The 22257-nt window shown below is 75.5% G+C and carries 18 protein-coding genes; 6 read left to right on the forward strand and 12 right to left on the reverse strand.

The window, feature by feature from the left end; genetic code table 11:
• Positions 1 to 89 precede the first annotated feature (89 nt).
• Positions 90 to 1550 (reverse strand): PH domain-containing protein, encoded by a 1461-nt coding sequence (locus tag ABC795_RS00775; protein ID WP_347058880.1) that lies wholly within the window; start codon positions 1548 to 1550, stop codon positions 90 to 92.
• A complete protein-coding gene (locus ABC795_RS00780) occupies positions 1547 to 2035 on the reverse strand; it encodes a PH domain-containing protein (RefSeq protein ID WP_347058882.1) in 489 nt (162 codons plus the stop codon). The genes ABC795_RS00775 and ABC795_RS00780 overlap by 4 nt, the downstream gene beginning before the upstream one ends.
• Positions 2036 to 2178: 143 nt before the next feature.
• On the opposite strand from ABC795_RS00780, the gene ABC795_RS00785 reads away from it, so the two are divergent.
• Positions 2179 to 2508 carry a rhodanese-like domain-containing protein gene (locus ABC795_RS00785; protein WP_347060664.1) on the forward strand — a complete coding sequence of 110 codons (330 nt, stop codon included), beginning with the start codon at positions 2179 to 2181 and terminating at the stop codon, positions 2506 to 2508.
• Between the two features lie 45 nt (positions 2509 to 2553).
• Here ABC795_RS00785 and ABC795_RS00790 read toward each other — a convergent pair whose 3' ends face one another.
• From ABC795_RS00790 to ABC795_RS00805, 4 genes are all read right to left on the reverse strand, one after another.
• Entirely contained in the window at positions 2554 to 3267 is a 714-nt protein-coding gene (locus ABC795_RS00790; RefSeq protein WP_347058883.1) for a hypothetical protein, read from the reverse strand.
• Entirely contained in the window at positions 3264 to 3770 is a 507-nt protein-coding gene (locus ABC795_RS00795; protein WP_347058885.1) for a SigE family RNA polymerase sigma factor, read from the reverse strand. Before ABC795_RS00795 ends, ABC795_RS00790 begins: the two co-directional genes overlap by 4 nt.
• Before the next feature lie 157 nt (positions 3771 to 3927).
• Positions 3928 to 5544 (reverse strand): long-chain fatty acid--CoA ligase, encoded by a 1617-nt coding sequence (locus ABC795_RS00800; protein ID WP_347058887.1) that lies wholly within the window; start codon positions 5542 to 5544, stop codon positions 3928 to 3930.
• Positions 5545 to 5602: 58 nt separating this feature from the next.
• Entirely contained in the window at positions 5603 to 6811 is a 1209-nt protein-coding gene (locus ABC795_RS00805; protein WP_347058889.1) for a cytochrome P450, read from the reverse strand.
• 86 nt (positions 6812 to 6897) lie between these two features.
• Here ABC795_RS00805 and ABC795_RS00810 point away from each other — a divergent pair, with 86 nt between their 5' ends.
• A complete protein-coding gene (locus tag ABC795_RS00810; RefSeq protein WP_347058891.1) occupies positions 6898 to 7830 on the forward strand; it encodes a DUF5926 family protein in 933 nt (310 codons plus the stop codon).
• A gap of 299 nt (positions 7831 to 8129) precedes the next feature.
• Here ABC795_RS00810 and ABC795_RS00815 read toward each other — a convergent pair whose 3' ends face one another.
• The 3 genes from ABC795_RS00815 to ABC795_RS00825 form a co-directional block, all read right to left on the reverse strand.
• The gene (locus tag ABC795_RS00815; protein ID WP_347058893.1) at positions 8130 to 9563 is read right to left on the reverse strand and encodes a M20/M25/M40 family metallo-hydrolase; all 1434 of its coding nucleotides are present in this window, start codon (positions 9561 to 9563) and stop codon (positions 8130 to 8132) included.
• Entirely contained in the window at positions 9560 to 11044 is a 1485-nt protein-coding gene (locus ABC795_RS00820) for an MFS transporter (protein WP_347058894.1), read from the reverse strand. Before ABC795_RS00820 ends, ABC795_RS00815 begins: the two co-directional genes overlap by 4 nt.
• 127 nt (positions 11045 to 11171) lie before the next feature.
• The gene (locus ABC795_RS00825; protein ID WP_347058896.1) at positions 11172 to 12398 is read right to left on the reverse strand and encodes an arginine deiminase; all 1227 of its coding nucleotides are present in this window, start codon (positions 12396 to 12398) and stop codon (positions 11172 to 11174) included.
• Positions 12399 to 12505: 107 nt separating this feature from the next.
• On the opposite strand from ABC795_RS00825, the gene ABC795_RS00830 reads away from it, so the two are divergent.
• Positions 12506 to 13273 (forward strand): SDR family oxidoreductase, encoded by a 768-nt coding sequence (locus ABC795_RS00830; RefSeq protein WP_347058898.1) that lies wholly within the window; start codon positions 12506 to 12508, stop codon positions 13271 to 13273.
• A 90-nt stretch (positions 13274 to 13363) separates the two neighbouring features.
• Here ABC795_RS00830 and ABC795_RS00835 read toward each other — a convergent pair whose 3' ends face one another.
• A complete protein-coding gene (locus ABC795_RS00835; protein ID WP_347058899.1) occupies positions 13364 to 15016 on the reverse strand; it encodes an FAD-binding oxidoreductase in 1653 nt (550 codons plus the stop codon).
• Between the two features lie 38 nt (positions 15017 to 15054).
• Here ABC795_RS00835 and ABC795_RS00840 point away from each other — a divergent pair, with 38 nt between their 5' ends.
• Both ABC795_RS00840 and ABC795_RS00845 read left to right on the forward strand, forming a co-directional pair.
• A complete protein-coding gene (locus ABC795_RS00840; protein WP_347058903.1) occupies positions 15055 to 16557 on the forward strand; it encodes a glycerol-3-phosphate dehydrogenase/oxidase in 1503 nt (500 codons plus the stop codon).
• Positions 16558 to 16884: 327 nt separating this feature from the next.
• Complete coding sequence (locus tag ABC795_RS00845; protein WP_347058905.1) at positions 16885 to 17772, forward strand: haloalkane dehalogenase; 888 nt, start codon at positions 16885 to 16887, stop codon at positions 17770 to 17772.
• A 1-nt stretch (position 17773) separates the two neighbouring features.
• On the opposite strand, the gene ABC795_RS00850 is transcribed toward ABC795_RS00845, so the two are convergent.
• Positions 17774 to 18373 (reverse strand): TMEM165/GDT1 family protein, encoded by a 600-nt coding sequence (locus ABC795_RS00850; RefSeq protein WP_347058907.1) that lies wholly within the window; start codon positions 18371 to 18373, stop codon positions 17774 to 17776.
• A gap of 232 nt (positions 18374 to 18605) precedes the next feature.
• Between ABC795_RS00850 and ABC795_RS00855 the strand changes: the two genes are divergently transcribed.
• Positions 18606 to 19505, forward strand: a complete 900-nt coding sequence (locus ABC795_RS00855; protein ID WP_347058909.1) for an MFS transporter — start codon at positions 18606 to 18608, stop codon at positions 19503 to 19505.
• Here ABC795_RS00855 and ABC795_RS00860 read toward each other — a convergent pair.
• The gene (locus ABC795_RS00860) at positions 19451 to 22117 is read right to left on the reverse strand and encodes a diguanylate cyclase (protein ID WP_347058911.1); all 2667 of its coding nucleotides are present in this window, start codon (positions 22115 to 22117) and stop codon (positions 19451 to 19453) included. The two genes, ABC795_RS00855 and ABC795_RS00860, sit on opposite strands and share 55 nt — an antisense overlap.
• Positions 22118 to 22257 lie beyond the last annotated feature (140 nt).

Raw genomic sequence — 22257 nt, forward strand, 5'->3', positions numbered from 1 at the left:
TCCGAGGCGGCATCGACCGACCAGCTACCCGGGGCGGTGATCGTCAAGCGTGGGCCAGGAGAGGTATTCCTTCCCTCTACCCGGTCGCCTCACCGCCGTGGCCGCTCCAGCGCGCCGGCCCACGGCTCGGACGCGGCGAGGGCGAAGGCGGCGACGTCACCGGCGGCCATGTCCACGGCCGGGTAGCCCCCGCTGCCGGCGCCCACGCAGGCGGTGACCGTCGCGAGCCCGGCGCGCCGCTGGAACACCGACTGCCGGATCTCCCAGCCCACGACCGCGCGGCGCTCGAGGACGACCTGCTCGCGCACCAGCCAGCCGCGCCGCACGCTGAACGAGCGCGGGCCCGCCGCGTGCCCGAGCGCTCCGTAGAGGCCGTACGCGAGCGGGACACCCAGGGCGGTCAGCACGATGCCCGCCGCCAGCACGTCCCAGCGGCCGGTGGCGGCGAGCAGCACCACGCCGCCCGCGGTGACCGACAGCCCCACGGTGACCGCCCGCACGATCCGCCGGCGCAGCGCGGCCGGGGGATGCGCGGTGAGCGGCCCCGGGTCGTCGACCAGCCGGTGGGTCAGCGTCCACGCCTCGTCGCGGGGGCCGAGCGGCAGCAGCTGCCCGCGCCGCTCGGCGTCGCCCAGCCCGGTGACCAGCGCACCCGCCCGGGCGGCTCCCACCAGCCGCATGCCCAGGCCCTCGGAGACCGCGACGCCGCGGATGCGGTCGAGCTCCAGCTCGGTGTGCCGCCGGGTGAGCAGGCCGCGCACCGCGACCAGCGTGCGTCCGCGCCGCACCAGCCGGAAGCCCCAGTTGACGATCGCGGCGCCGATGATCGAGCCGGCGAGGACCAGCAGCAGCATGCCCACGACGACCGCGCCGATCACCGCCCCGGACGGGACATCGACGTCGAGGACGTCGCCGAGCAGGTCGTCGGGCAGCTCCTCGCCCAGGCGGAACAGCGCGCCGATCCCGGCCAGCGGCAGCGCCAGGTAGCTGCCGACCAGGGGTGCGTAGCACAGCCACCGGTTGTCCCAGCGGGAGAGCTCCTCCTCCGGCGGTGCCGCGGCGCCGCCCCCCGGTGCCTCCGCCGATGTGGAGCGGTGGGTCAGGACGGCGACCCGCAGCCGGTCGCCCTCGGCGCGCGGCACGCCGTCGACGAGCAGCTCCTCGTCCTGCCCGGCGGTGCCGGCGGCGGCGTCGATGCGTACCCGGACCAGCCCGAACAGGCGGTGCAGCGCGGGCGCCTCCACCTCGACGCCGCGGATGCGGTCGTTGGGCACCGTGCGCACCGAGCGGGAGAGCAGCCCGCGGGTGACGACGACCGCCGTCGGGCCGTCGGTGTAGCCGAACCGCCACCAGGCCACGGCGGCGGCGGCGAGCGAGAAGAGGGTGACGCCCAGGACCAGGGCGGCGATCGTGCCCGTGCCGCCGCCGAACCCGGTGGCGGCGCCGATCGGGATGAGCACGGGCACGAACTGGCGGGCCTGCCGGAAGGTGATCGTGTGCACGAGCACGATCCGGGGGGAGGTGCGCCGGGCGGGTGGGGGAGCGGTCACGTGGCCTGGTCGCGGACCAGTTCCGCGCGGTGGGCGAGGTCGTCGGCGACGCGCTGGGCGACGTCGTGCTCCAGGTGCCAGATCCGCACGGTTCCCTGGCTGGAGGCGGTGAGCACCGCGACGGTGGCCAGGCCGAACATCTGCTGGAGGACGCCGCGGGTGACGTCGACGGTCTGGATGCGCGAGATCGGCACGAGCGTCCAGGTCTGGGTGAGCCAGCCGGTGCGCGTGTAGGCGGCCTCGGCGGTGATCTCCCAGCGGTACACCCGGTGCTTGAACCACGGGCGGATGCCCACCGCGACGACCGAGTGGAGCCCGGCGGCGACGGGCAGCAGCCGGTGCAGCAGCGGCAGCGGCCCCCCGTCGTCGGGCACGAACAGCAGGAAGGCGCCGACGGCCAGCCACACGAGGATCGTGCTGAACACGCTCTCGGTCACCCAGAGCCCGATCGCCGACCGCGGGAGCTCCCAGGCGGGCTCGCGCACGGGCGACGGGAATGCGGTCCGCGGCGCGGTCCGGTGGCTCGGGGACATCGCCCCCATCCTCGCAGGCGCCCCCGCCCGGGGAGCAGCCTCCGGAGCCGTCGCCCGGCCACCGCGCGGCGTGCACTGGCACGATGGGGCGCGTGATGCCGCAGCAGGTTCCGACCGTGCCCGCCTCCGAGCTGCCCGAGGACGCCGTGGTCCTCGACGTCCGGGAGGACGACGAGTGGGTGCACGGCCACATCGAGGGCGCGACCCACATCCCGATGGGCGACGTCCCGGCCCGGCTCGACGAGCTGCCCGAGGGCGACCCGCTCTACGTCACCTGCCGCGGCGGTGGTCGCTCGGCGCGGGTGGCCGCGTGGCTGAACCAGAACGGGTTCGACGCGGTGAACGTCGGCGGCGGCATGGGTGAGTGGCAGGCCGCGGGCAAGCCGATGGTGAGCGAGACCGGCGAGGAGCCCTTCGTCCGCTGAGGCGCACCTCGGGCCCGGGGGGCGTGAGCGGGGCCGGGTCCTCCCTCAGCGCCAGGACGCCGCGGTCTCCTCATCGAAGTACCGGGTGAAGCCGCAGGTCCAGCCGATCGGCTCCAGCGGCTCCCCGTCCCACCGGTCGGCGCCGCTGACCAGCAGCCGCGATCCGACGCCGTAGACCGGACCGCCCTCGCTGGTGGTGGAGGCACCGGGCGACGCCGGCACGGGGAGGTCCACGGTCACCGTCGCGCCCGAGCCGCCGGAGAACCACTCGTTCACGGCGAAGGTGACACCGACCAGCTCCGGGCCGGGCGAACCGGACCAGTCCGTCACGCTGGGGCCGATGCCGGTCACCACGCCGTCGAAGGAGAAGTCGCGTTCCCGCACGGCGTCGGGGCTGTACGCGACCGCGCACGACGCAGCCGCGCCGTCGGCGAGCGGGCCCGTGCGGCCGGCGGTCGGGTCGTCGGGCAGCGGGGCCAGGGCGGCCCCGGCCGGCTCGTCCCCCTGGCCGCTCCCGCCGGGAGGTGGCTCCTCCGCGACCACCGTCGGCGCCGGCGTGGCGCCGTCGCCCGGGTCGACGACGGCGAACACCCCGCCGGTGACCACCGCGACCCCGGCCGCCACCGCGAGCGCGGCCCCGGCGGTGCGGCGTCTCCGTGCCCGGCGGCCGGCGCGCAGCAGCTGCCCCGTCGGCGGCGGGCCCACGGCCACCCGCCCGGCCAGCTCGTCGAGCAGCACGCTGGTCTCCCGATCGGTCACGATGCCCTCCCGCCGCGCAGCGCGGTGACGTCGAGGTCGGTCGAGAGCTGGGCGAGCGCGCGGGAGAGCCGGCTCTTCACCGTTCCCGGCGCGATCCTCAGCGCCTCGGCGATCTGCTGCTCGCCCAGGTGGGCGTAGTACCGCAGCACGACGACCTGGCGGTGCGGCGCGCTCAGCCGGCGCAGCGCGCGCTGGACGGCGTCGGCGTCGTCGACCTGGCCGGTGCGGTCCTCGGTGATCGCGTCGGGCACCTCGTCGGTCGGCCGCTCCCGCCACCACCGCCTGCGGTGGGAGTCGTGGTGGCAGTTGACCAGCACGCGGTACACGTAGGCGTCCCGGTTGCTCGCGCTGCTGACCTTCTCCCATGCCACGTAGCAGCGCACCAGCGCCGTCTGCACCAGGTCCTCGGCCTCGGTGCGGGTGCAGCCGAGGAGCACCGCGGAGCGGACGAGCACCGGCCAGCGCTCGTCCACGTACCGCGTGAACGCCTCGTCCCGCTCCACTCGCCCTCCGCCGGATCGCCCTCTGCGCAGGATGACGGGTCGGGGCGGGGAAGCGGTTCCGCCGCGCTCACACGCCGGCCGCTTCCTCTCGTGCGGGGGAGAAGGCCCTGGTCCGATCCCCGGAGCCCTCCTTCCCCGCGCGAGGGGCGTCGGGGAGCTACGACTCGAGCTGGTACTCGGCGAAGCGGCTGCGCAGGTCCTTCTTCGAGAACTTGCCGACGCTGGTCTTGGGCACCTCGTCGATGAACTCCACGGCCTCGGGCATCCACCACTTGGCCACCAGCGGCTTGAGGTGGTCGAGGATCTCCTGCTCGGTGGCGCTCTCGCCCTCCCGGAGGACGACGCAGGCCAGCGGGCGCTCGTCCCACTTGGGGTGCGGGATGCCGACGACGGCGGCCTCCTTCACCTTCGGGTGGCTCATGATCGCGTTCTCCAGGTCGACCGAGCTGATCCACTCGCCGCCGGACTTGATGAGGTCCTTGGTGCGGTCGGCGATCCGGATGGAGCCGAACTCGTCCATCGCGGCGACGTCGCCGGTCTTCATCCAGCCATCGGGCGTGGTCAGCTCCACGCCGGCATCAGGGTTGTAGTAGTCCTGCGCGCACCACGGGCCGCGCACCTGGAGCTCGCCGGTGGCCTTGTCGTCCCACGGCTGCGGCTCGAGGGTGTCGGAGTCGACGATGCGGGCCTCCACGCCGAGGAACGGGATGCCGGCGCGGGCGCGCTGGGCGGCCTTGGTCTCGTCGTCGGCGTCCTCGTAGCGCCTGGGCAGCACGCCGGAGGAGGCCACCGGGTGGGTCTCGGTCATGCCCCATGCCTGCAGGATCGGGATGCCGACCTGCTCGCGGTACGCCTCGCTCAGCGCCTTGGGGACGGCGGAGCCGCCGCAGCCGATGTCGCGCAGCTTGTGCGGCTGGCCGGCCAGGTGGGGGAGCACGCCCTGCCAGATGGTGGGGACGCCGGCGGTGAACGTGACGCCCTCGTCGACGATCAGCTTCGCCAGCGCCTCGGGTTGCATCATCGCACCCGGCATGACCAGGGAGGCGCCCGCGGCCGGTGCGGCCTGGGCGATGCCCCAGGCGTTGGCGTGGAACATCGGCACCACCGGCATCGCGACGTCCCGGATGCCGAGGCCGAAGGCGTTGGGCGCCATCACGCCCATGGTGTGCAGCCACGTCGAGCGGTGCGAGTAGACGACGCCCTTCGGGTTCCCCGTCGTGCCGCTCGTGTAGCACATGGAGGCGGCCCGCCACTCGTCCGTGACGGCGAACTCGACCGGTCGGGCGTCGGCCAGCAGTGTCTCGTAGTCGAGGATCCGGGCGTCGTCGGGGATCTCGTTGTCGCCGCCGTCGTCCATGACCACGACCTGCTTGACCGTCTTCATCGTGTCGATCAGCGGCCAGAGCAGGGGCAGCACGCTGCGGTCGACGAAGATGACCTCGTCCTCGGCGTGGTTGGCGATGTAGGTGAGCTGCTCGGGGAAGAGGCGCACGTTGAGCGTGTGCAGCACCCGACCGGTGCACGGGGCGGCGAAGTAGAGCTCGAGGTGCCGCTGGCTGTTCCAGCCGAACGTGCCCACCCGGCCGTCGGCGCTGACGCCCAGGGTGTCGAGGACCCCGCCGAGCTTGCGGGTGCGCTGCGCCCACTCCGCGTAGGTCGCGCGGGTGACGCCGCCGGGGTTGTTGGTGACGATCGTCCCGTCGCCGTAGTGCTGCTCGACGTGCCGGAAGATCGCGTCGACGGTCAGTGGGGTGTCCTGCATGAGGCCGCGCATGACCGGATCCTGCCAGTGACCCCGCTCACCTTCCAGCGGTAGGGGTGCGATGGTCAGGTCAGGGGGTGAGGACGACGGGCAGGGTCTCCAGGCCGCGGATGACGAACTCGGGGCGGCGCACCGGCTCCCCGCCCAGCTCCAGCGCCGACGTGCGATCCAGCAGCGCGCCGAACGTCGCCTGGAGCTCGACCCGGGCCAGCGGGGCGCCGATGCAGAAGTGGATGCCCGCACCGAAGGCGATGTGCGGGTTGTCGGTGCGCGTGACGTCGAGGATCTCCGGCTCGGCGAAGACGGCCGGGTCGTGGTTGGCCGCGCCCAGCAGCGCAGCGATCTTCTGCCCCTCGGCGACGGTGACGCCCCCGATCTCGACGTCGGCGGTCGCGGTGCGCTCGAACAGCTGCAGCGGCGGGTCGAAGCGCATGAGCTCCTCCAGGGCTGCGGGCAGGAGAGAGCGGTCGGCGCGCAGCCGGGCCAGCTGGTCGGGGTGGCGCAGCAGCGCCAGCATGCCGTTGCCGGTCACGTTGACCGTCGCCTCGTGGCCGGCGTTGAGCAGCAGGATGCAGGTGGTGACCAGCTCGTCCTCGGTGAGCTTGTCGCCGTCGGCGTCGCGGACGCTCACCAGGTGGCTGACCAGGTCCTCGCCAGGCTGCTGCCGGCGGTCGGCGGCCAGCTCGCGCAGGTAGGCGACGAACTCGTCGGCGGCGCGCTCGGCGTCGTCCTCCCGCTGCCGGGTGCGGTCGTACTCGTACATCTTCACGATCGCGTTCGACCACGGCCGCAGCAGCGGGCGGTCGGCCTCCGGCACGCCCAGCAGCTCCGCGATGACGGCGACGGGAAGCTGCTCGGCCATGCCGGTGAGCAGGTCGACCGGCTCGGATCCGCCCGACCGCTCGACCAGCTCGCCGGCCAGCCGGCCGGCCAGCTCCTCGACCCAGGGCCGCAGGCGCTCCACGTGCCCGCGGGCGAAGGCGCTGGTGATCAGCCTCCGCAGCCGGGTGTGGTTCGGCGGCTCCATCTCCAGGATGGCGTTGCGGTGGATCAGGTTGAAGCTCTCGAACCGGTCGCCGGGCTCCTTGTCGGCCCAGATGCGCCCCAGCCGGCGGTCGCGCAGCACCGCGTTGGCCTCGGCGTGGGTGAACGCCAGCCACAGCCCCAGGTCCTCGTGCCACTGCACCGGCGCCTGCGCGCGGGCCCGCGCGAAGGCCGGGTACGGATCGGCGACGAAGGACGGGGCGGTGAGGTCGAGGGAGTCGACGGCCAGGGTCACGGGCTGAGCCTAGTGAGCGGACCCCCGCCCCCCGCCGCTCGCAGGCTCGCGGCGGGCCGCTGCGAGCCGCCGCATACGCTTTCCGCATGGCTTCCCGCAAGCGCTCCTCCTCCGCCGCCGCCGCCGCCGAGGACGGCGTCAACCCGAAGGCCCCGTGCCCCTGCGGATCCGGCCGCCGCTACAAGCACTGCCACGGCTCCGGGTACGCGCCCGCCGTCATCCGTCCGTTCGAGGGCCTGCCCGGCGAGGCCGACTGGGTGGCGCTGCGCGAGCTGGTCCCGGCGGCGACGGCGAAGCTCAAGGCGGCCGACGGCCGCGAGCTGACCCTGGCCAGTGTCCTGCCCGGCGGCGCGCCTGCACTGGTGCGCGCGAACGGCGAGATCCTCGTCGGCTGCCAGCTGCAGACGTCGTCGGACGACGTCAGCCGGGACCTCGGCACCGCCGTCGCGGCCGCCCTGGAGGCCCCCGCCGGTGCTCCCGTGGACCCGGGCCCCATCGGCGGCGCCGGCTCGGCCGGGCCCCGGCTGCAGGAGGTCCTGGACCTGACCGCGCCGCTGGAGGTGACCGTCCACGACGACTTCGGCTTCTGGCTGGAGGGCACCGAGCCCGGTGCCGCGGCCCGTGCGGGGCTGCAGCAGGCCAACGAGGCGATCCTGCCGACCGTCCGGCTCGAGGGGCTGGAGGCGGCCTACTGGGTGCGCCCCGGCAACGAGCGCGCGCACCTGCGCTGGGTGCGGCCGGAGAAGGAGGAGCAGCTGCTCGACGCGCTGGCCCGCCTCTCCGCGGCCGAGCAGATCCTGCTGGGGGAGGGCACGCGGTACGCCGGTGCGTTCCGCGCGCACGGGCTCGTCGTCCCGGTGTGGGACCTGCCCGCCGACATCCCCGCCGAGGAGTGGATCACCCCGGCGACGGAGTTCCAGGCCCGGCTGGACGAGGCGCTCGCCGAGACCGCGCCGCTGACCACTGAGGAGCGCCGCGCGCGGGCCGGCCTGCTGTCCCGCCAGATCACCCTGCGCTGACCGGCCGGTCATGGCCGATCGACCCACGCCCGGGACGAGCAGGCGCGACCCCCGGCCGACGCCACGGCGACCGGGGCGTTCGCGCCGCCGCCCGGCGGGGGCCGCAGCGTACTGACCTTCCTCGCCGCCACGGTGCTGCTCGTCTGCGGCGTCACCGGGGTGCTGTCGTTCTTCGGGGAGCTGCCGGCGGCTACCGGGTGCTCCTGCTGGCGGCCGCTGCGCTCGCCGCCGCCGTCCTGGTGGTGAACCTCCGGCGCGGGCGGCGCGACGCCCGCTGACCGTCGCGGCGGACAGGCGGCTCAGCTGCTGCGGATCAGGTGGCGGAAGAAGCCCGCGCCGCGGTGCAGGGCGGCCACGGAGATCCGCTCGTCGGCGGCGTGCAGCGCGGACAGCTCCTCCCGGCTCAGGTCGAAGGGCATGAACCGGTAGACGCTGTCGCTGATCTGGCTGAAGTGCCGGGCGTCGCTGGCCTGCACCATCACGTACGGCGCGACGACGGCGTCGGGGTACGCCGCCCGGGCGGCCGAGGAGATCAGCGCGTACGCCTCGTTGTCGGTCCGTGACACCGGCGAGGGGTCGTTGCCCGAGACGACGCGGACCTCCACCGACGGGTCGTCGATCACGCGGCGCAGCCGATCCACGGTCGACTGCACCGTCTCGCCCAGCGCGATCCGGATGTTCAGGTGCGCCAGCGCCCGGGTGGCCAGCACGTTGGCGGCGCGGCTGCCCTCCAGCCGGGTGACCGCGACGGTCGTCCGCACCATGGCGCCGGCCTCCCGGCCCGCCCGGGCGAGCACCTCGGCCAGCACCGGCCGCAGCTGGGCGGCGTGCGCGAAGAGGGCGCGGTAGCCGAGCGGGGCCCGCCGGCCGACGGCGTCGATCATGCCGAGGACGACGTCGTGCAGCCGGGCGGGGAACGGGTCCTCCTCGAGCGCCAGGATCGCCTTCGCCAGCCGCGCCGGCGCACCACCGCGGACCGGTGAGGATGCGTGCCCGCCGGCGTCGGTGGTGACCAGCTCGACGTCGAGCAGCCCCTTCTCGGCCAGCCCGACGACGGCGACCTGCCCCGGCACCCCGGGGAACATGCCGGTCACCACGGCGCCGCCCTCGTCGATCACGGCCCAGGGCCGGATGCCGCGGGAGGTGAACGCCTCGACCGCCAGCCGCGCCCCGACGCCGGCCACCTCCTCGTCGTTGCCGAACGAGAGGTAGACGTCGCGCCGCGGGGTGAACCCGTCCGCGGCCAGCGCCTCGACCGCCTCAAGGATCGCGACCATCGACCCCTTGTCGTCGATGGCGCCGCGGCCGTGCACGTAGCCCTCCTCGATCGAGCCGCAGAACGGGTCGCGGCTCCACTGCTGCCCGTCCACGGGGACGACGTCGTAGTGCGCCATCAGCACCAGCGGCGGCTCGTCGGTGGCGCCGCGCCAGCGGTAGAGCAGGGCACCGTCGCCCAACTGCTCCCGCTCCAGCGCCTCGTGCGTGCGCGGGTACAGCTCGGCGAGCCGGGCGCGGTAGGCCGCGAAGGCCTCCTGGTCCACCTCGGCGGGGTTCCGCGAGGAGACCGTCGGGATGCGGATCAGCTCCGCGAGGCGCCCGGCGGCGGCGTCGGCGTCCAGGCCGGCGAGGTCCACCGGGACGACGTCGCGGTCCTCGGGTCGGAAGCGGGCCACCCGCCGGGCCGTCGTGGTAGCGGTCGCCGCGGCGGCGACGGCCGCGAGGGTTCGCTTCATGCCCGGAGCTCCTCAGCGGGTGCGGCGGCCGGCGGGTCGGAGAAGGCGAGCTTGGGGACGACGAGCAGCGCCAGCGCCGCGAGCAGCGCGGCCGTGCCGCAGACCACCCAGACCGTGATGTAGCCCGACAGCGACCCCGCGGTGCCGGCCGACCCATCGGGCAGCAGGGGGACGTTGGAGGCCAGCGCGATGGCGAAGGCGGCGGAGGCGAACGAGCCGCCGAGCACCTTCGTGGTGTTGGTCAGCCCGGTGGCCACCGCGGTGCGGCCGACCGGGGCCGCCGCGGCCGCAGCCGCGGGGAGCGCGGCGACCAGCGCGCCGGAGCCGAGCCCGGCGACCGCGATGCAGGCCAGCATCTGGGCGAGCGTGCCGTGGAAGGGAACGAGCAGCAGGTAGCCGATGCCGGTGAGCGTCGCGGCGCCGATCAGCGTGCGTCGGGGCGTGGTCAGCCGGCTCACCCGGGAGAACTGGCCGGCGCCGACCAGCATGGAGATCACGTACACGCCGATGACGACGGACACCTCGCTGGTGGACAGCCCCAGCCCGTAGCCGTAGACCTCCGGATCCGTGCGCGCGAAGGTCGACAGCGGGCCCTGGGCGCCGAGCACGCTGATGCCGAACAGGCCGGCGGTCAGCTGCACCGGCCACATCGACGAGCTGCGCAGCACCCGGAAGTCGACCAGCGGGTCGTCGCGGCGCAGCTCGTACCGCACGAACGGGACCAGCAGCAGCAGCCCCAGCGCGGTGACCGCCCAGGGCCACACCGCGTCCTCGTTGAGGCGGACGAAGCTCAGCCCGCCGGTGATCACCAGCAGCACCAGGCTGAGCAGGGCGGCTCCGGTGGCGTCGATGCTGCCGCCGGGGCGGTCCACGCTCTCCGGCACGCGGAGGGCGACGACGGCGCAGACGCCGACGACCAGGACCAGCGGCGCGATAAGGACGAGCCAGAACGAGTCGGCGAGGCTCTGCCCGATCTGCCCGCCGGCCAGCGCCCCGACGATGGCACCGGCCTGCAGCGCGGCGACGATCAGCCCGGTCGCGCGCCGGGTCTGGCCCGCGGCGCCCGGGGTGCGGCGCGACCGGTCCCAGATCAGGGCCACCTGCAGCGGCAGCCAGACCACGTACATCCCCTGCAGCGCCCAGGCGATCAGGAACAGCGGAAAGCTCTGGGCGAAGGCCAGCACCACCGTGGACAGCGCCACGACTGCGGCGGACCAGAGCAGCACCCGGCGGTGGCCGTGCAGGTCGCCGAGCTTCGCGAGCACCGGCACCGCGATGGCCGAGAGCATGAGCTGCGCTGCCTCGAGCCAGTTGACGTCGGCGTCGTTGACCCCGAGGTAGCGGGCGATGTCGGTGAGCAGCGGGACGTAGTAGCCCTGCAGGACGCCGCTGGTGAACTCGACGAAGACCAGGTAGCCGACGAGCCCGCCGCCGATCCCCGCGATCCGCCCGGTCCGCCGTGCCGCCTCCGTGCGTGCCACCGCATCGTCCCTTCGCCGGCGCCGGGCCCGGCGCGGGAAGTTGGGAGCGTAATGGCCCCGGTCGCCTCGGCCGCCCGCCGGTGCGAGATGTCCCCCGGTCGTCACGCGGCGGCTCGCCGGGCTGCCCTCAGAGCGGGGCGCGGGAGATGGGGCAGGACATGCACCGCGGGCCGCCGCGGCCGCTGCCCAGCTCGGAGCCGGCGATCCGGACGACCTCGATGCCGGCCGCCTCGAGCGCGGCGTTGGTGACGGTGTTGCGCTCGTAGGCCACCGCCAGCCGGGGCGCCAGCGCCAGGGTGTTGTTGCCGTCGTCCCACTGCTCGCGCTCGGCGGTGACCGGGTCCAGGCCGGTGTCGATGACGCGCAGCTCGTCGATCCCCATGGCGGCCGCGGCCGCGACCACGAACGGCTGCGGCCCGGTGACGGCGAGGTCGGGAGTGTCGTCGTCGGCGGCGGGGAAGCCACCGGCCGCCCGGACGGTCCAGGCGACGAGCGAGTCGGCCACCGCGGGGTACATGACCATCGCGTCGACGTCGACCATGGTGGCGATGGTGTCCAGGTGCATCGTCGCCCGCTCCTGGGCGATCGGGACCACGAGCACGGTGCGCGCCAGCCCGCGCGCGAACAGCCGGCGGGCCAGCCGCTCGGCCCCGCCGGGCGTCGTCCGCTCGCCGACACCGACCGCCACCACGCCTTCCGCGAGCAGCAGGACGTCGCCGCCCTCCAGGTGCTCCAGGTTCGAGGCGTACAGCTGCTCGGTGCCGGCGAAGCGGGGGTGGTGGGTGTAGACGGCGGCGGTGATGGTGCTCTCCCGGTGCCGGGCGGGCATCGCCAGCGACGTCACCGCCACCTCCTCGCCGATCCACACCGACGAGTCGCGGGTGAAGAGCAGGTTGGGCAGCGGTGGGACCACGAAGTCGGAGCGGTCCATGAGCTCGTAGGCCAGCCCGTGCCCGCGCAGCTCGTCGTGGGCGACGCCGGCGATCAGCGCCGCGGCGAGGTCCTCCGGCGACAGCCGGGCCAGGTGCCGGGTGGTGTCGCGCTGCAGGGTCGCGCCCAGGCGCGGGTCGTCGACGGCGGCCCCGATCAGCTCCGCCCGTGCGGCCGGGATGGCGAGGACCTCGGCGAGCAGGGTGGCCAGGTGCAGCACCTCGACGCCGCGGTCGGTGAGCGCCTGCGCGAACGCGTCGTGCTCCTCCTGCGCGCGGGCCGCCGACGGGACGCCGTCGAAGAGGAGCTGGTCGTTGTTGCGCGGGGTCAGCCGGCGCAGCTCCGGGCCCGGGCGGTGCAGCAGCACGGTGCGCAGCGGACCTACCTCGCTGGTCGCACTCGACGGCGCGGCGGACCCGGTCACGGTCGTCAGGCTGGCACAACCGGCTCCGGCGCCGCCCGTCGTGACCCTCGTTAGGGTGCCGGGGGCGGTGCCGACGACGGCTCCGCGACGCCGAACCGGAGGTACCCGTGGACCTGTTCGACCTGACCGGCAAGGTGGCTGTGGTCACCGGTGGCACCCGCGGCATCGGCCTGATGATGGCCCGGGGGCTGCTGCAGGCGGGGGCGAGGGTCTACCTGAGCTCCCGCAAGGCCGAGGCCGGGGACGCCGCCGTCGCGGAGCTCGCCGAGTTCGGCACCGCCGTCTCGATCCCGGCCGATCTCTCCACCGAGGCCGAATGCATCCGGCTCGCCGAGGAGGTGGGCCGCTCGGAGGAGCGGGTGCACATCCTGGTCAACAACGCCGGCGCCACCTGGGGCGAGCCGCTGGAGACCTTCCCCGAGTCGGCCTGGGACAAGCTGCTCGACCTGAACCTGAAGTCGCCCTTCTTCCTCACCCGCGCCTTCCTGCCGAAGCTCGAGGCCGCGGCGGCCGACGGCGATCCGGCCCGCATCGTGAACGTCGGCAGCATCGACGGGCTGCACGTCAACCCGATGCCGACCTACTCCTACGCCGCGAGCAAGGCGGGGCTGCACCACCTCACCCGCGTGCTCGCCAAGGAGCTCGGGCCCAAGGGGATCACCGTGAACGCCGTGGCCCCGGGGCCGTTCGAGTCGAAGATGATGGCCGCCACGCTCGACGCCTTCGGAGCCGAGATCGCGGCGAAGTCGCCGCTGGGTCGGATCGGCCGCCCCGACGACATGGCCGGCGTCGTCGTCTACCTGTCCTCGCGGGCCGGCGCCTACGTCACCGGCGCGGTCATCCCCGTCGACGGCGGCATCGCGACCACCGCCTAGCGAGCGGCGGCCCCGCTGCAGCGCCCGCCGTCGGCCCCGTCCCGAGGCTCGTCCCGAGCGTGCGAGGGATGAGGAGGACGGGGTCCTCTTTCAGTCGGGGAGCAGGACGCCGGGGTTGCAGATGCCCTGCGGGTCCAGCCTCTGCTTGACCGCGCGCAGCACCTCGACGCCGAGCGGACCGATCTCGCGCTCCAGCCAGGGGCGGTGGTCGGCGCCGACGGCGTGGTGGTGGGTGAGCGTGCCCCCGGCCGCCAGGAGCGCATCGGTCGCCGCACGCTTGGCGGACAGCCACTGCTGGATGGGCAGCGCGTCGTCGCGGTCGGCGATCACCGTCAGGTACAGCGAGGCGCCGGTCGGGTAGCCGTGCGACAGGTGGCTGAGCACCAGCGGCGGGTGACCGCCACGGGTGAGCGCTTCGCGCAGTGCCCGGCGGGTCGCGTCGTAGACGGTGGGCAGCGCGGTCCAGGTGGCCGCGGTCTCGAGCGTCTCCACCAGCAGGCCGCGGTCCAGGAGCCGGTCGCGCAGGTACGGCGCCTCGAAGCGGTGCCTGCGCCAGGACTGGCCTACCGTGCGACCGAGCCGGATCGCGCCGCCGTCGCGCAGCAGCGAGGCTGCCGCCCGCATCCGGGCACGCACCAGGTCGGGGACGCCCTCCCAGCCGACCACGAGCATGCAGCCGTCGCCGCGCCTGCGGGCGCGGAGCTTCCCGCGCAGCGCCTTCGCCCCGGCCCCGGAGGCCATGAGGAGGTTGGCGCGGGTCTCGTCGGCGTCGGAGAGCCGGACGACGTCGGGCAGCAGGTCGTGCCGGGCGAGCGCCTGGAGCGCGGCCAGTCCGGCCGGCCAGGTGCGGAAGGACCACCCCTCGTAGGCGCTGGCCGGCGGCTTCGGGCGGACGCGCAACGTCAGCTCGGTGATCACGCCGAGCGTGCCCTCCGAGCCCAGCGCGAGGCCGAGCAGGTCGGGGCCGGCGGCCGAGGCGGGCGGGGAGCCGAGCTCGAGCACCCCCGCCGGCGTCGCGAGGGTGAGGCCGGCGACCAGGTCGTCGAACCGGCCGACCCCGGTGGAGGACTGGCCGGCCGAGCGGGTGGCCGCGTAGCCGCCGAGAGTGGCGAACTCCCAGCTCTGCGGCAGGTGGCCGAAGGTCAGACCCTCCCGGTCGAGCGCCTGCTCGAGCGCCGGGCCGCGCATGCCCGGCCCGGCGGTGACCAGCGACGACGGCACGTCGAGGGACTGCACCGAGGACATGCGGGCCAGGTCGACCGCGATCGTCGGCCGGTCGTCGGGGTCCACCCCGGCCAGCCCGCCGACGACGCTCGTCCCACCGCCGAAGGGCACGACGACGACCCCGCGCTCACCGCACAGGGCGAGCAGCGCGGCGGTCTCCTCGGTCGTGCCGGGCAGCACCACCGCGTCGGGGGCGTCGGAGGCGTCGCCCTCCCGCCGGCGGAGCAGGTCCAGGTAGCTCTTGCCGCCCGCGTGCCGCAGCCGCGACTCGCGGTCGGTGCGCACGTTGTCCTCGCCGAGCAGGTCGGCCAGCGCCGTGCGGGCCGCCTCGGGCAGCCGGCAGGGCGCCAGCCGGATCGCGTCCACCGGCGCGGGCGGCGTGGCCCGGGGTTCCCAGCCAAGCTCCCGGCCGAGGTACCGGCGCGCGGCCTTGGGCAGGGCGCCGTCGAGCCCTTCGTCCCCCGCGGAGGTGGGGCGCGGGCCCCAGCCCTGGATCGTCAGTTCCGGCTGCTCGGGCACCGCTACAGTCTGCCGGTGCCGCAGCGCCGGAGGACGAGGTGATCGGTTCCCTCTCGTCCGCGCGCCGCGTCCGCGACCTCGCGGAGGCCACCGGGGACGTCGACGTCGTGGTGGTCGGCGGTGGCGTCACCGGCGCCGGGGTGGCCCTGGACGCGGCGGCACGCGGGCTGTCGGTGCTGCTGTGCGAGCGCACGGACCTCGCGGCCGGCACCAGCCGGTGGTCGTCGAAGCTGGTGCACGGTGGCCTGCGCTACCTGGCGCACGGCGAGATCGGGCTGGCGCGGGAGAGCGCCCGCGAGCGCGCCGTCCTCATGGGCGCGACGGCGCCGCACCTGGTGCGCCCGCTGCCCTTCCTGGTGCCCGACGCGGCCGGCCGCGACGTCACCGCGCTGGCCGGGCTGGGCGGCCGGCTCGGCGACGCGGTCCGCGTTTCGGTGCCCGGTGGGCGCGGGTCGCTGCCCCCGACCCGCCGGGTGCGCGCCGACGACGTCGCCCGCCGCACGCCCGCCGTCCGGCCGGGGCGCGGTGGTGGCGTCGTCTTCTGGGACGGGCAGCTGACCGACGACACGCGGCTCGTCGTCGCCCTGGCCCGGACTGCGGCCGCGTACGGAGCCCGGGTGCTGACCGGGGCGACGGTCACCGGCGTCGACGACGCCGACGTGCACGTGACCACCGGCGAGGGGCCGCTGACCGTGCGGGCCGGCGTGGTGGTGAACGCGGCCGGCGTGTGGGCCCAGCGGCTGGCGCCGGGCATCCGGCTGGTGCCCTCGCGCGGCTCGCACCTGCTGGTGCCCGGCGTGCGGCTGGGTTCCCCGTCGGCGGCGCTGACGGTGCCGCTGCCCGGATCGCGGTCCCGGTACGTCTTCGCGCTGCCGCAGCCCGACGGGCTGGTCCACCTCGGGCTCACCGACGAGCCGGTGGAAGGCCCGGTGCCCGACGACGACGCCGCGCCGTCGGACGCGGAGGTGCAGCAGCTGCTCGACACGGTGAACCAGGTGCTCACCGAGCCGCTGACCCGCGCCGACCTGATCGGCGCCTACGCCGGCTACCGCCCGCTGGTCCAGTCACGGGCGGGCACGGGGCCGGACGGCGCGACGGCCGACCTGTCCCGGAAGCACCTGCTGGCCTGGGACGGAGCGGTCCTCTCCGTCGTCGGCGGAAAGCTGACCACCTACCGCGCGATGGCCGAGCAGGCCGTGGACGCCGTGGTGGCGCGGCTCGGGCGGGGCGCGGCGCGCTCGCCCACCGCGCGGCTGCCGCTGGTCGGGGCGGCGCCCCGGGCGGCGCTGGACCGCGTGGCGGCGCCCGCTCGCCTGGTCGCCCGCTACGGCACCGAGGCCCCCCTGGTGGAGGCACTGGGCCCGGCCGTGGTCGTGGCGGGCCGCCCCGAGACGGTGGGCGAGCTGCGGTTCGCCGTCCGGCACGAGGGTGCGCGGACGGTGGCCGACCTGCTCGACCGCCGCACCCGCATCGGCCTGGTGGCCGGGGACCGCGAGCGCGCGGTGCCGGTGGCGGAGCAGGTCCTCGCCGAGGAGGGCTGACCGGACCCCCGCTCTGGGGGGATGCTGCACGGCGAGCTGCTCCTCCGGATGTGAGCAGCGGCGCTCACGGCGCGGTGTGCTGGAGCTCCGGGGCGCCGAGCGCGGACAGGCCGCGGCGGACCCAGGCCGCCCCGCAGGCGGACGCCAACCTGCTGTGGATTGCGCTGCACGGGATGGTGACCCTGCGGGCGGCCGCCCCCGAGGTGCCGTGGCCGGAGCTCGATCCGCAGCTGCGCGATCTGGTCAGCCGCCTGGCACTGCTGGCGCCAGGCGAGGACCGCTGGGACCGGGACGGCGGGGCGACGTCCCGGATGCAAGTATCGGAGCATGGCCGACGAGATCTCCCCCGACGACCCGTTCCCCCGCCGGCGCGTGCAGGTCCAGGACGCCGAGATGGCCTACGTGGAGGTCGGCGAGGGGGATCCGATCGTCTTCCTGCACGGCAACCCGACGTCGTCGTACCTCTGGCGCAACGTCATCCCGCACGTGCAGCACCTCGGCCGCTGCCTCGCGCCCGACCTGATCGGGATGGGCGAGTCAGACAAGCTCCCCACGCCCGGCGCGGGCACCTACGACTTCGCCACGCACGCCGCCTACCTGGAGGGCTTCCTCGCCGCGGTGGGGGCGACCGGGCGCGTCACGCTGGTCCTGCACGACTGGGGCTCGGGCCTCGGGTTCGACTGGGCCGCCCGCCACCCCGAGGCGGTGCGGGGCATCGCCTTCACCGAGGCGATCGTCACGCCGGTGACCTGGGAGGACTGGCCCGCCGACGCCCGCAACATCTTCCAGCTCATGCGCGGCCCGAACGGCGAGGCCGCAGTGCTGGACAAGAACGTCTTCGTCGAGAAGATCCTGCCGGCGTCCGTGGCCCGCGGGCTCTCCCCGGAGGCGCACGACCGCTACCGGGCGCCCTTCGCCGAGCGCGAGGACCGCTGGCCGACGCTGGAGTGGCCGCGCCAGCTGCCGATCGAGGGCGAGCCGGCGGCCGTCGTCGAGCGCGTGGAGCGGTACGGGAGGTGGCTGGCGGGCAGCGACGTCCCGAAGCTGTTCATCGACGCCGACCCCGGGTCGATCCTGGTCGGCCGGCAGCGCGAGCTGGTGCGCGGCTGGCCCGCCCTGACCGAGGTCGCCGTCGCGGGCAGCCACTTCGTGCCGGAGGACTCGCCGCACGAGATCGGCCGCGCGGTGGCCGACTGGATCCCGACCCTGCCGTAGCTCAGCCGGTCAGCGCGCGGACGGTCTCCACGGCGGCGACGACGGCGAACACCAGGAACAGGCCGGCGGCCACCCGCCGGATGATCGCGATCGGCAGCCGGTCGGCGAGCTTCTTGCCCAGGAAGACCGCGAGGCCGGAGACCACCAGCAGAGCAGCCCAGGCGCCGACGAACACCGACAGCGGCTCCTCGTAGCGGGCGGCGAGGCCGGCGGTGGCCAGCTGCGAGAGGTCGCCCCACTCGGCGGCGAACAGCACGCCGAACGAGATGGCGGCCGCGCGCAGGAACGACGTCTGCTCGCGCGCGTCGGCGGTCTCCCCGCCGTCCTCCGCGCCGCTGCCGGCGCTGCGCCACAGGACGACCGCACCGACGAGGAACAGCAGCGCGACCACCCCGGTCACCAGCGCCTCGGGCAGCAGGGACAGCAGGGAGCCGGCGGTGACCGCGATCGCCACCTGGAGGCCGAACGCCGTCCCGACGCCGACGAAGACCGGCAGCGGCGGGAACCGGGTGGCGAGGACGAGGCTGGCGAACAGCGTCTTGTCGGGCAGCTCGACCGGGAGCACCAGGACGAACGCGGCCAGGACGACCGACCAGATCACGGATGCACTCCTCGCTCGGCACTGCCGGGCGGGGCTCGGGCAGTCTCAGTCGACGGTCGACGATAGCGACCGCCGCCGAGGGCTCCGCACGCGGCGGTCGGCGCCGAGTCCGTGGGGCCCCCGGGCCGCACATCTGGTGCGGACGACGTCCGGCCCCGCTACCGTCCCGGCCGTGCACCGACATTGATCCGATCCCGTACCGCCTCCGGCCCGGGCCCTCGCCCGGCTCGCCGTGGGCTGGGCCGCGCTCTCGGAGCTGGTACCGCTGTACCCGCTCTACGCGCTGCTCTTCCTCGACACCGGGCTGTCCGAGGCCCAGCTGTCGCTGCTGTTCGCCACCTGGTCGCTCACGGCGCTCGTGACCGAGGTGCCGGCCGGCCTGCTGGCCGACCGGTGGTCGCGGCGCGGCTCGCTGGTGCTCGGCGGATGCCTGCAGGCGGCGGCCTTCGCGCTGTGGACCGCGCTGCCCTCCTTCGCGGTGTTCCTGGCCGGCTTCGTGATCTGGGGGATCGCCGGGGCCTGCACCTCGGGTGCCGCGGAGGCGCTGGTGCACGACGGGCTGGCCGAGGTGGACGCGGCCGAGTCCTATGCCCGGGTCAACGGCGCCATGACGGCGGCCGAGCTGCTGGTTCAGGTGCCGACGGCGCTGGCGGCGACCGGCCTGCACGCCCTCGGCGACTACCGCCTCGTCGGCTGGGTCAGCGTCCTCGCCTGCCTGGCCGCCGCGGCGCTGGCGCTGCGCTTACCGGAGCCCCGGCCGGACGGCGATCCCGAGGAGGAGGGGTCGCGGTACACGGGCCTGGTCCTGGCCGTGCGGCGCCCGATCCTGCTCACCGCGGCGTACGGGATCTACCTCGCCGTGCTGGTGGCCGCCGAGGCGGAGCTGCAGCGGCGGATCAGCGGCCCGTACCGGGCGACCATCACCTCGGTGGCCGGGCCGGCATCGAGCTGGCGTCGCTGCTGGTCTTCCTCGCCTGGGCCACCGGCGGGTGGACGGCGGTGGCCCTCCTGGTGCTGGCCGTCGTCCCCGCGGTGGCCGTCGGGCTGCGCGACCGGCGGTGACCGGTGGGGCGTCGGTCAGGAGCGGCCGGAGCGGCGCGTGACGCGGGCGGCGAACACCCCGGCCGAGTAGCCGTTGTCGATCGTGCTGACGGCCACGCCGGGCACCGACGAGTTGAGCATCGTCATCAGCGCGCCGAGCCCGCCGAACGCGCTGGGCTGCGCAGCCGAGGTGGGCACGGCGATCACCGGGACGTCGGTCAGCGAACCGACGACCGTCGCCAGCGAGGCGTCCATGCCGGCGACGACGACGACGCAGTCGGCCCCATCGAACAGCGTCCGGTCCTCGGCCAGGGCGCGGATCCGGCCGGCGACGTCGTCGACCCGCACGACCTCGGTACCGGCCACCCGGGCGACGAAGGCCACCTCGGCGGCCACCGGGGTGTCCGCGCCGCCCGCGCACAGGACCGTCGTGCGGCCGGCCGGCTCGGGCACCGGGCCGACCGCCGCCGCCATGGCCGCGACGTCCATCGTGGTCCCCTGGTGCTCGGTCGCGAGCGCCACCAGGGTGTCGGCGGCGGCGCGCAGCACCAGTGCCGGGCGGTCGCGGTGCTCGCGGCGGGCCTCGCGGACCAGCGCCAGCACCTGCTCGGTGCTGCGGCCGGTGGCCCAGACGACCACCGGCTCGACGGCGCCGGCCGGCTCCGCGGCCACCGGGACCGGGGCCAGCAGCGGCTCGCCGGGTCGCGCGGTGCCCAGCGGAGGGTGCGGGTTCCCGAGCAGGGCGGCGAAGCCGGCGGCCTCCTCACGCACCGCCGCGAGGGCGCGGACGACGTCGTCCACCGGAGCGGGCGGCTCGGGGCTCGCGTCGTCGTGCCCGGCGCCGCCCGGTGCGGCCACCGGCGGGGCGCCGCCGGAGAGCACGTCGAGCGGAGCGCCGGACGCCCGGGTCTGGGTCAGCGCCGAGAGCCGGACGACGCGGTCGCGGCCGCTCCGCTTGGCGTCGTAGAGCACGCCGTCGGCGGCGGCGAACAGCGTCTTGCGGTCGTCGCCCCGGGTGGCCGAGGCGATGCCGGCGCTGATCGTCACCGGCACCTCGAGGCCGAGCTCGGACCACGGGTAGCGGGAGACCGAGGCGCGGATGCGCTCCAGCGCCCGCTCCGCCTGCTCGGCGGTCGTCTCGGGCAGGAGGATGACGAACTCGTCGCCCGCCCAGCGGCACACCTCGTCGGTGTCGCGCACGCCGGCGACCAGCAGCTCACCGATCATCCGCAGCACGGCGTCGCCGCCGGGGTGCCCGATCGCGTCGTTGATGGCCTTGAAGTTGTCGACGTCGACGACGGCCAGCGCGGGCACGTCGCCGGCGGCGAGCAGGCCGTCCAGCCGCGCCTCGGCGTAGCGCCGGTTCGGCAGGTGGGTGAGCGGGTCCTCGTAGGCCTGCCGGCGCAGCTGCCCGGCAGCGCGCTCGGTCTCCAGCAGGCTCTTGCGCCGGCCGAACAGCTCCACCCAGCGGGTGCGCCGCTCGTCGACGCGGTCGAGCTCGTCGGCGAGGTAGGCCTGCAGGTAGGGCAGTGCGCGGCCGGCGTCGTCCAGGTCGGCGTGCAGCGTGCAGAGCTCCCGGAGGGCGGCCCGGCGCAGCCGGGGCAGGCCGTGCTCGGTCGCGAGGGCCAGCGCGGCCACCAGGTGCTCGTCGCCGGCCCGGCCGTCGCCCTGGCGGCGCAGGGCACGGCCCAGGGCGAGCTGCGCCGAGGCCAGCCGGTCCCGGTCGGCGACGGCCGCGGACAGCCGGACGGCGGCGCGCAGCGGACCGGTCGCGGCGGCCTGCTCGCCGAGGCCGACCAGCGCCCACCCGTGCACGATCTGCGCGGGGACGACGCCCTCGGCGTCCGGCGGCAGCTGCACCAGCGCCTGCTCGGCCAGGTGCCGCGCCTCGGCGAAGTAGGGCGCGGCCGAGTCGGGGGCGCCGTCGTCGAGCAAGCCCTCGCCGAGCTCGGCGCACAGCTCGCCGAGCCGGGTGGCGGCGACGGCGACCAGCACGTCGGGGTCGGTGTCGTCGGGGCCCAGGAGCCCTGGGTCGGCGGCGGCCGCCTGCGCGGTCTCGTGCGCCCGCCGCTGGTAGTCCAGCGCGAGCGGCATCAGCTCGAGGTCGGCGAGGACCCCGGCCAGCGTGCTCAGGGTGTCGACCAGCAGCGTGCTGGGCGCCAGGGCCGGGTCCAGCAGGCTGGCTGCCTCGACGGCCTCGTCCATGGCCGCGTCGATGCGCCGCGACAGCAGCTCGATGCGGGCGTGCCGGGCCAGGCCCGCCGCCCGCTGCAGGTCGTCGTCGGTGGCGTCGAACGCGGCCTTGGCCGAACGGACCAGCGCGATGGCGAGCGCGGCGCGGGAGGCCGATTCAGCACGGGGGTCGGCGTCTGCGCCGTCGGCCTGCCCGGGGCCGTCGATCAGCTCGGCGACCCCGGCGTGCAGGTCGAGCGCCGGCTCGGCGGGGGAGTCGGGGGACACCGGGTCCCCGACCAGGGTGAAGCCGGCGACGCGCAGCCGGCGCACCAGCAGCTCGGCGCGCAGGGTGTCGGCCCAGGCGCGGCCGAGCGGAACGGGGGCGCCGTCGGGCGCGTCGGCGGCCGGAGCGGCGGCGACGTAGGGCGAGGGATCGCGCTCGCCCCCGGCCAGCAGCTGCTCGGCGTCGTCGAGCTGCCAGTTGCTGAGGGCGGCGGTCACCCGGTGGTGCAGGGCTCCCGGTGGCACGAGCGCACTCTGCATGTCGTCACGGACAGTTTCGAGTAGGTGACCGGGAACGCGCCGTCCTCCGTCCGTCCCGTCTCTCCCGTCCCACGCGTGCGGGATGCTCACCTGCTCTCCTCGCCGGCGCTCGTCGACCGCGTTCC

Origin of the sequence: Blastococcus sp. HT6-30, from assembly GCF_039729015.1 — a bacterium.
Taxonomy (GTDB): Bacteria; Actinomycetota; Actinomycetes; order Mycobacteriales; family Geodermatophilaceae; genus Blastococcus.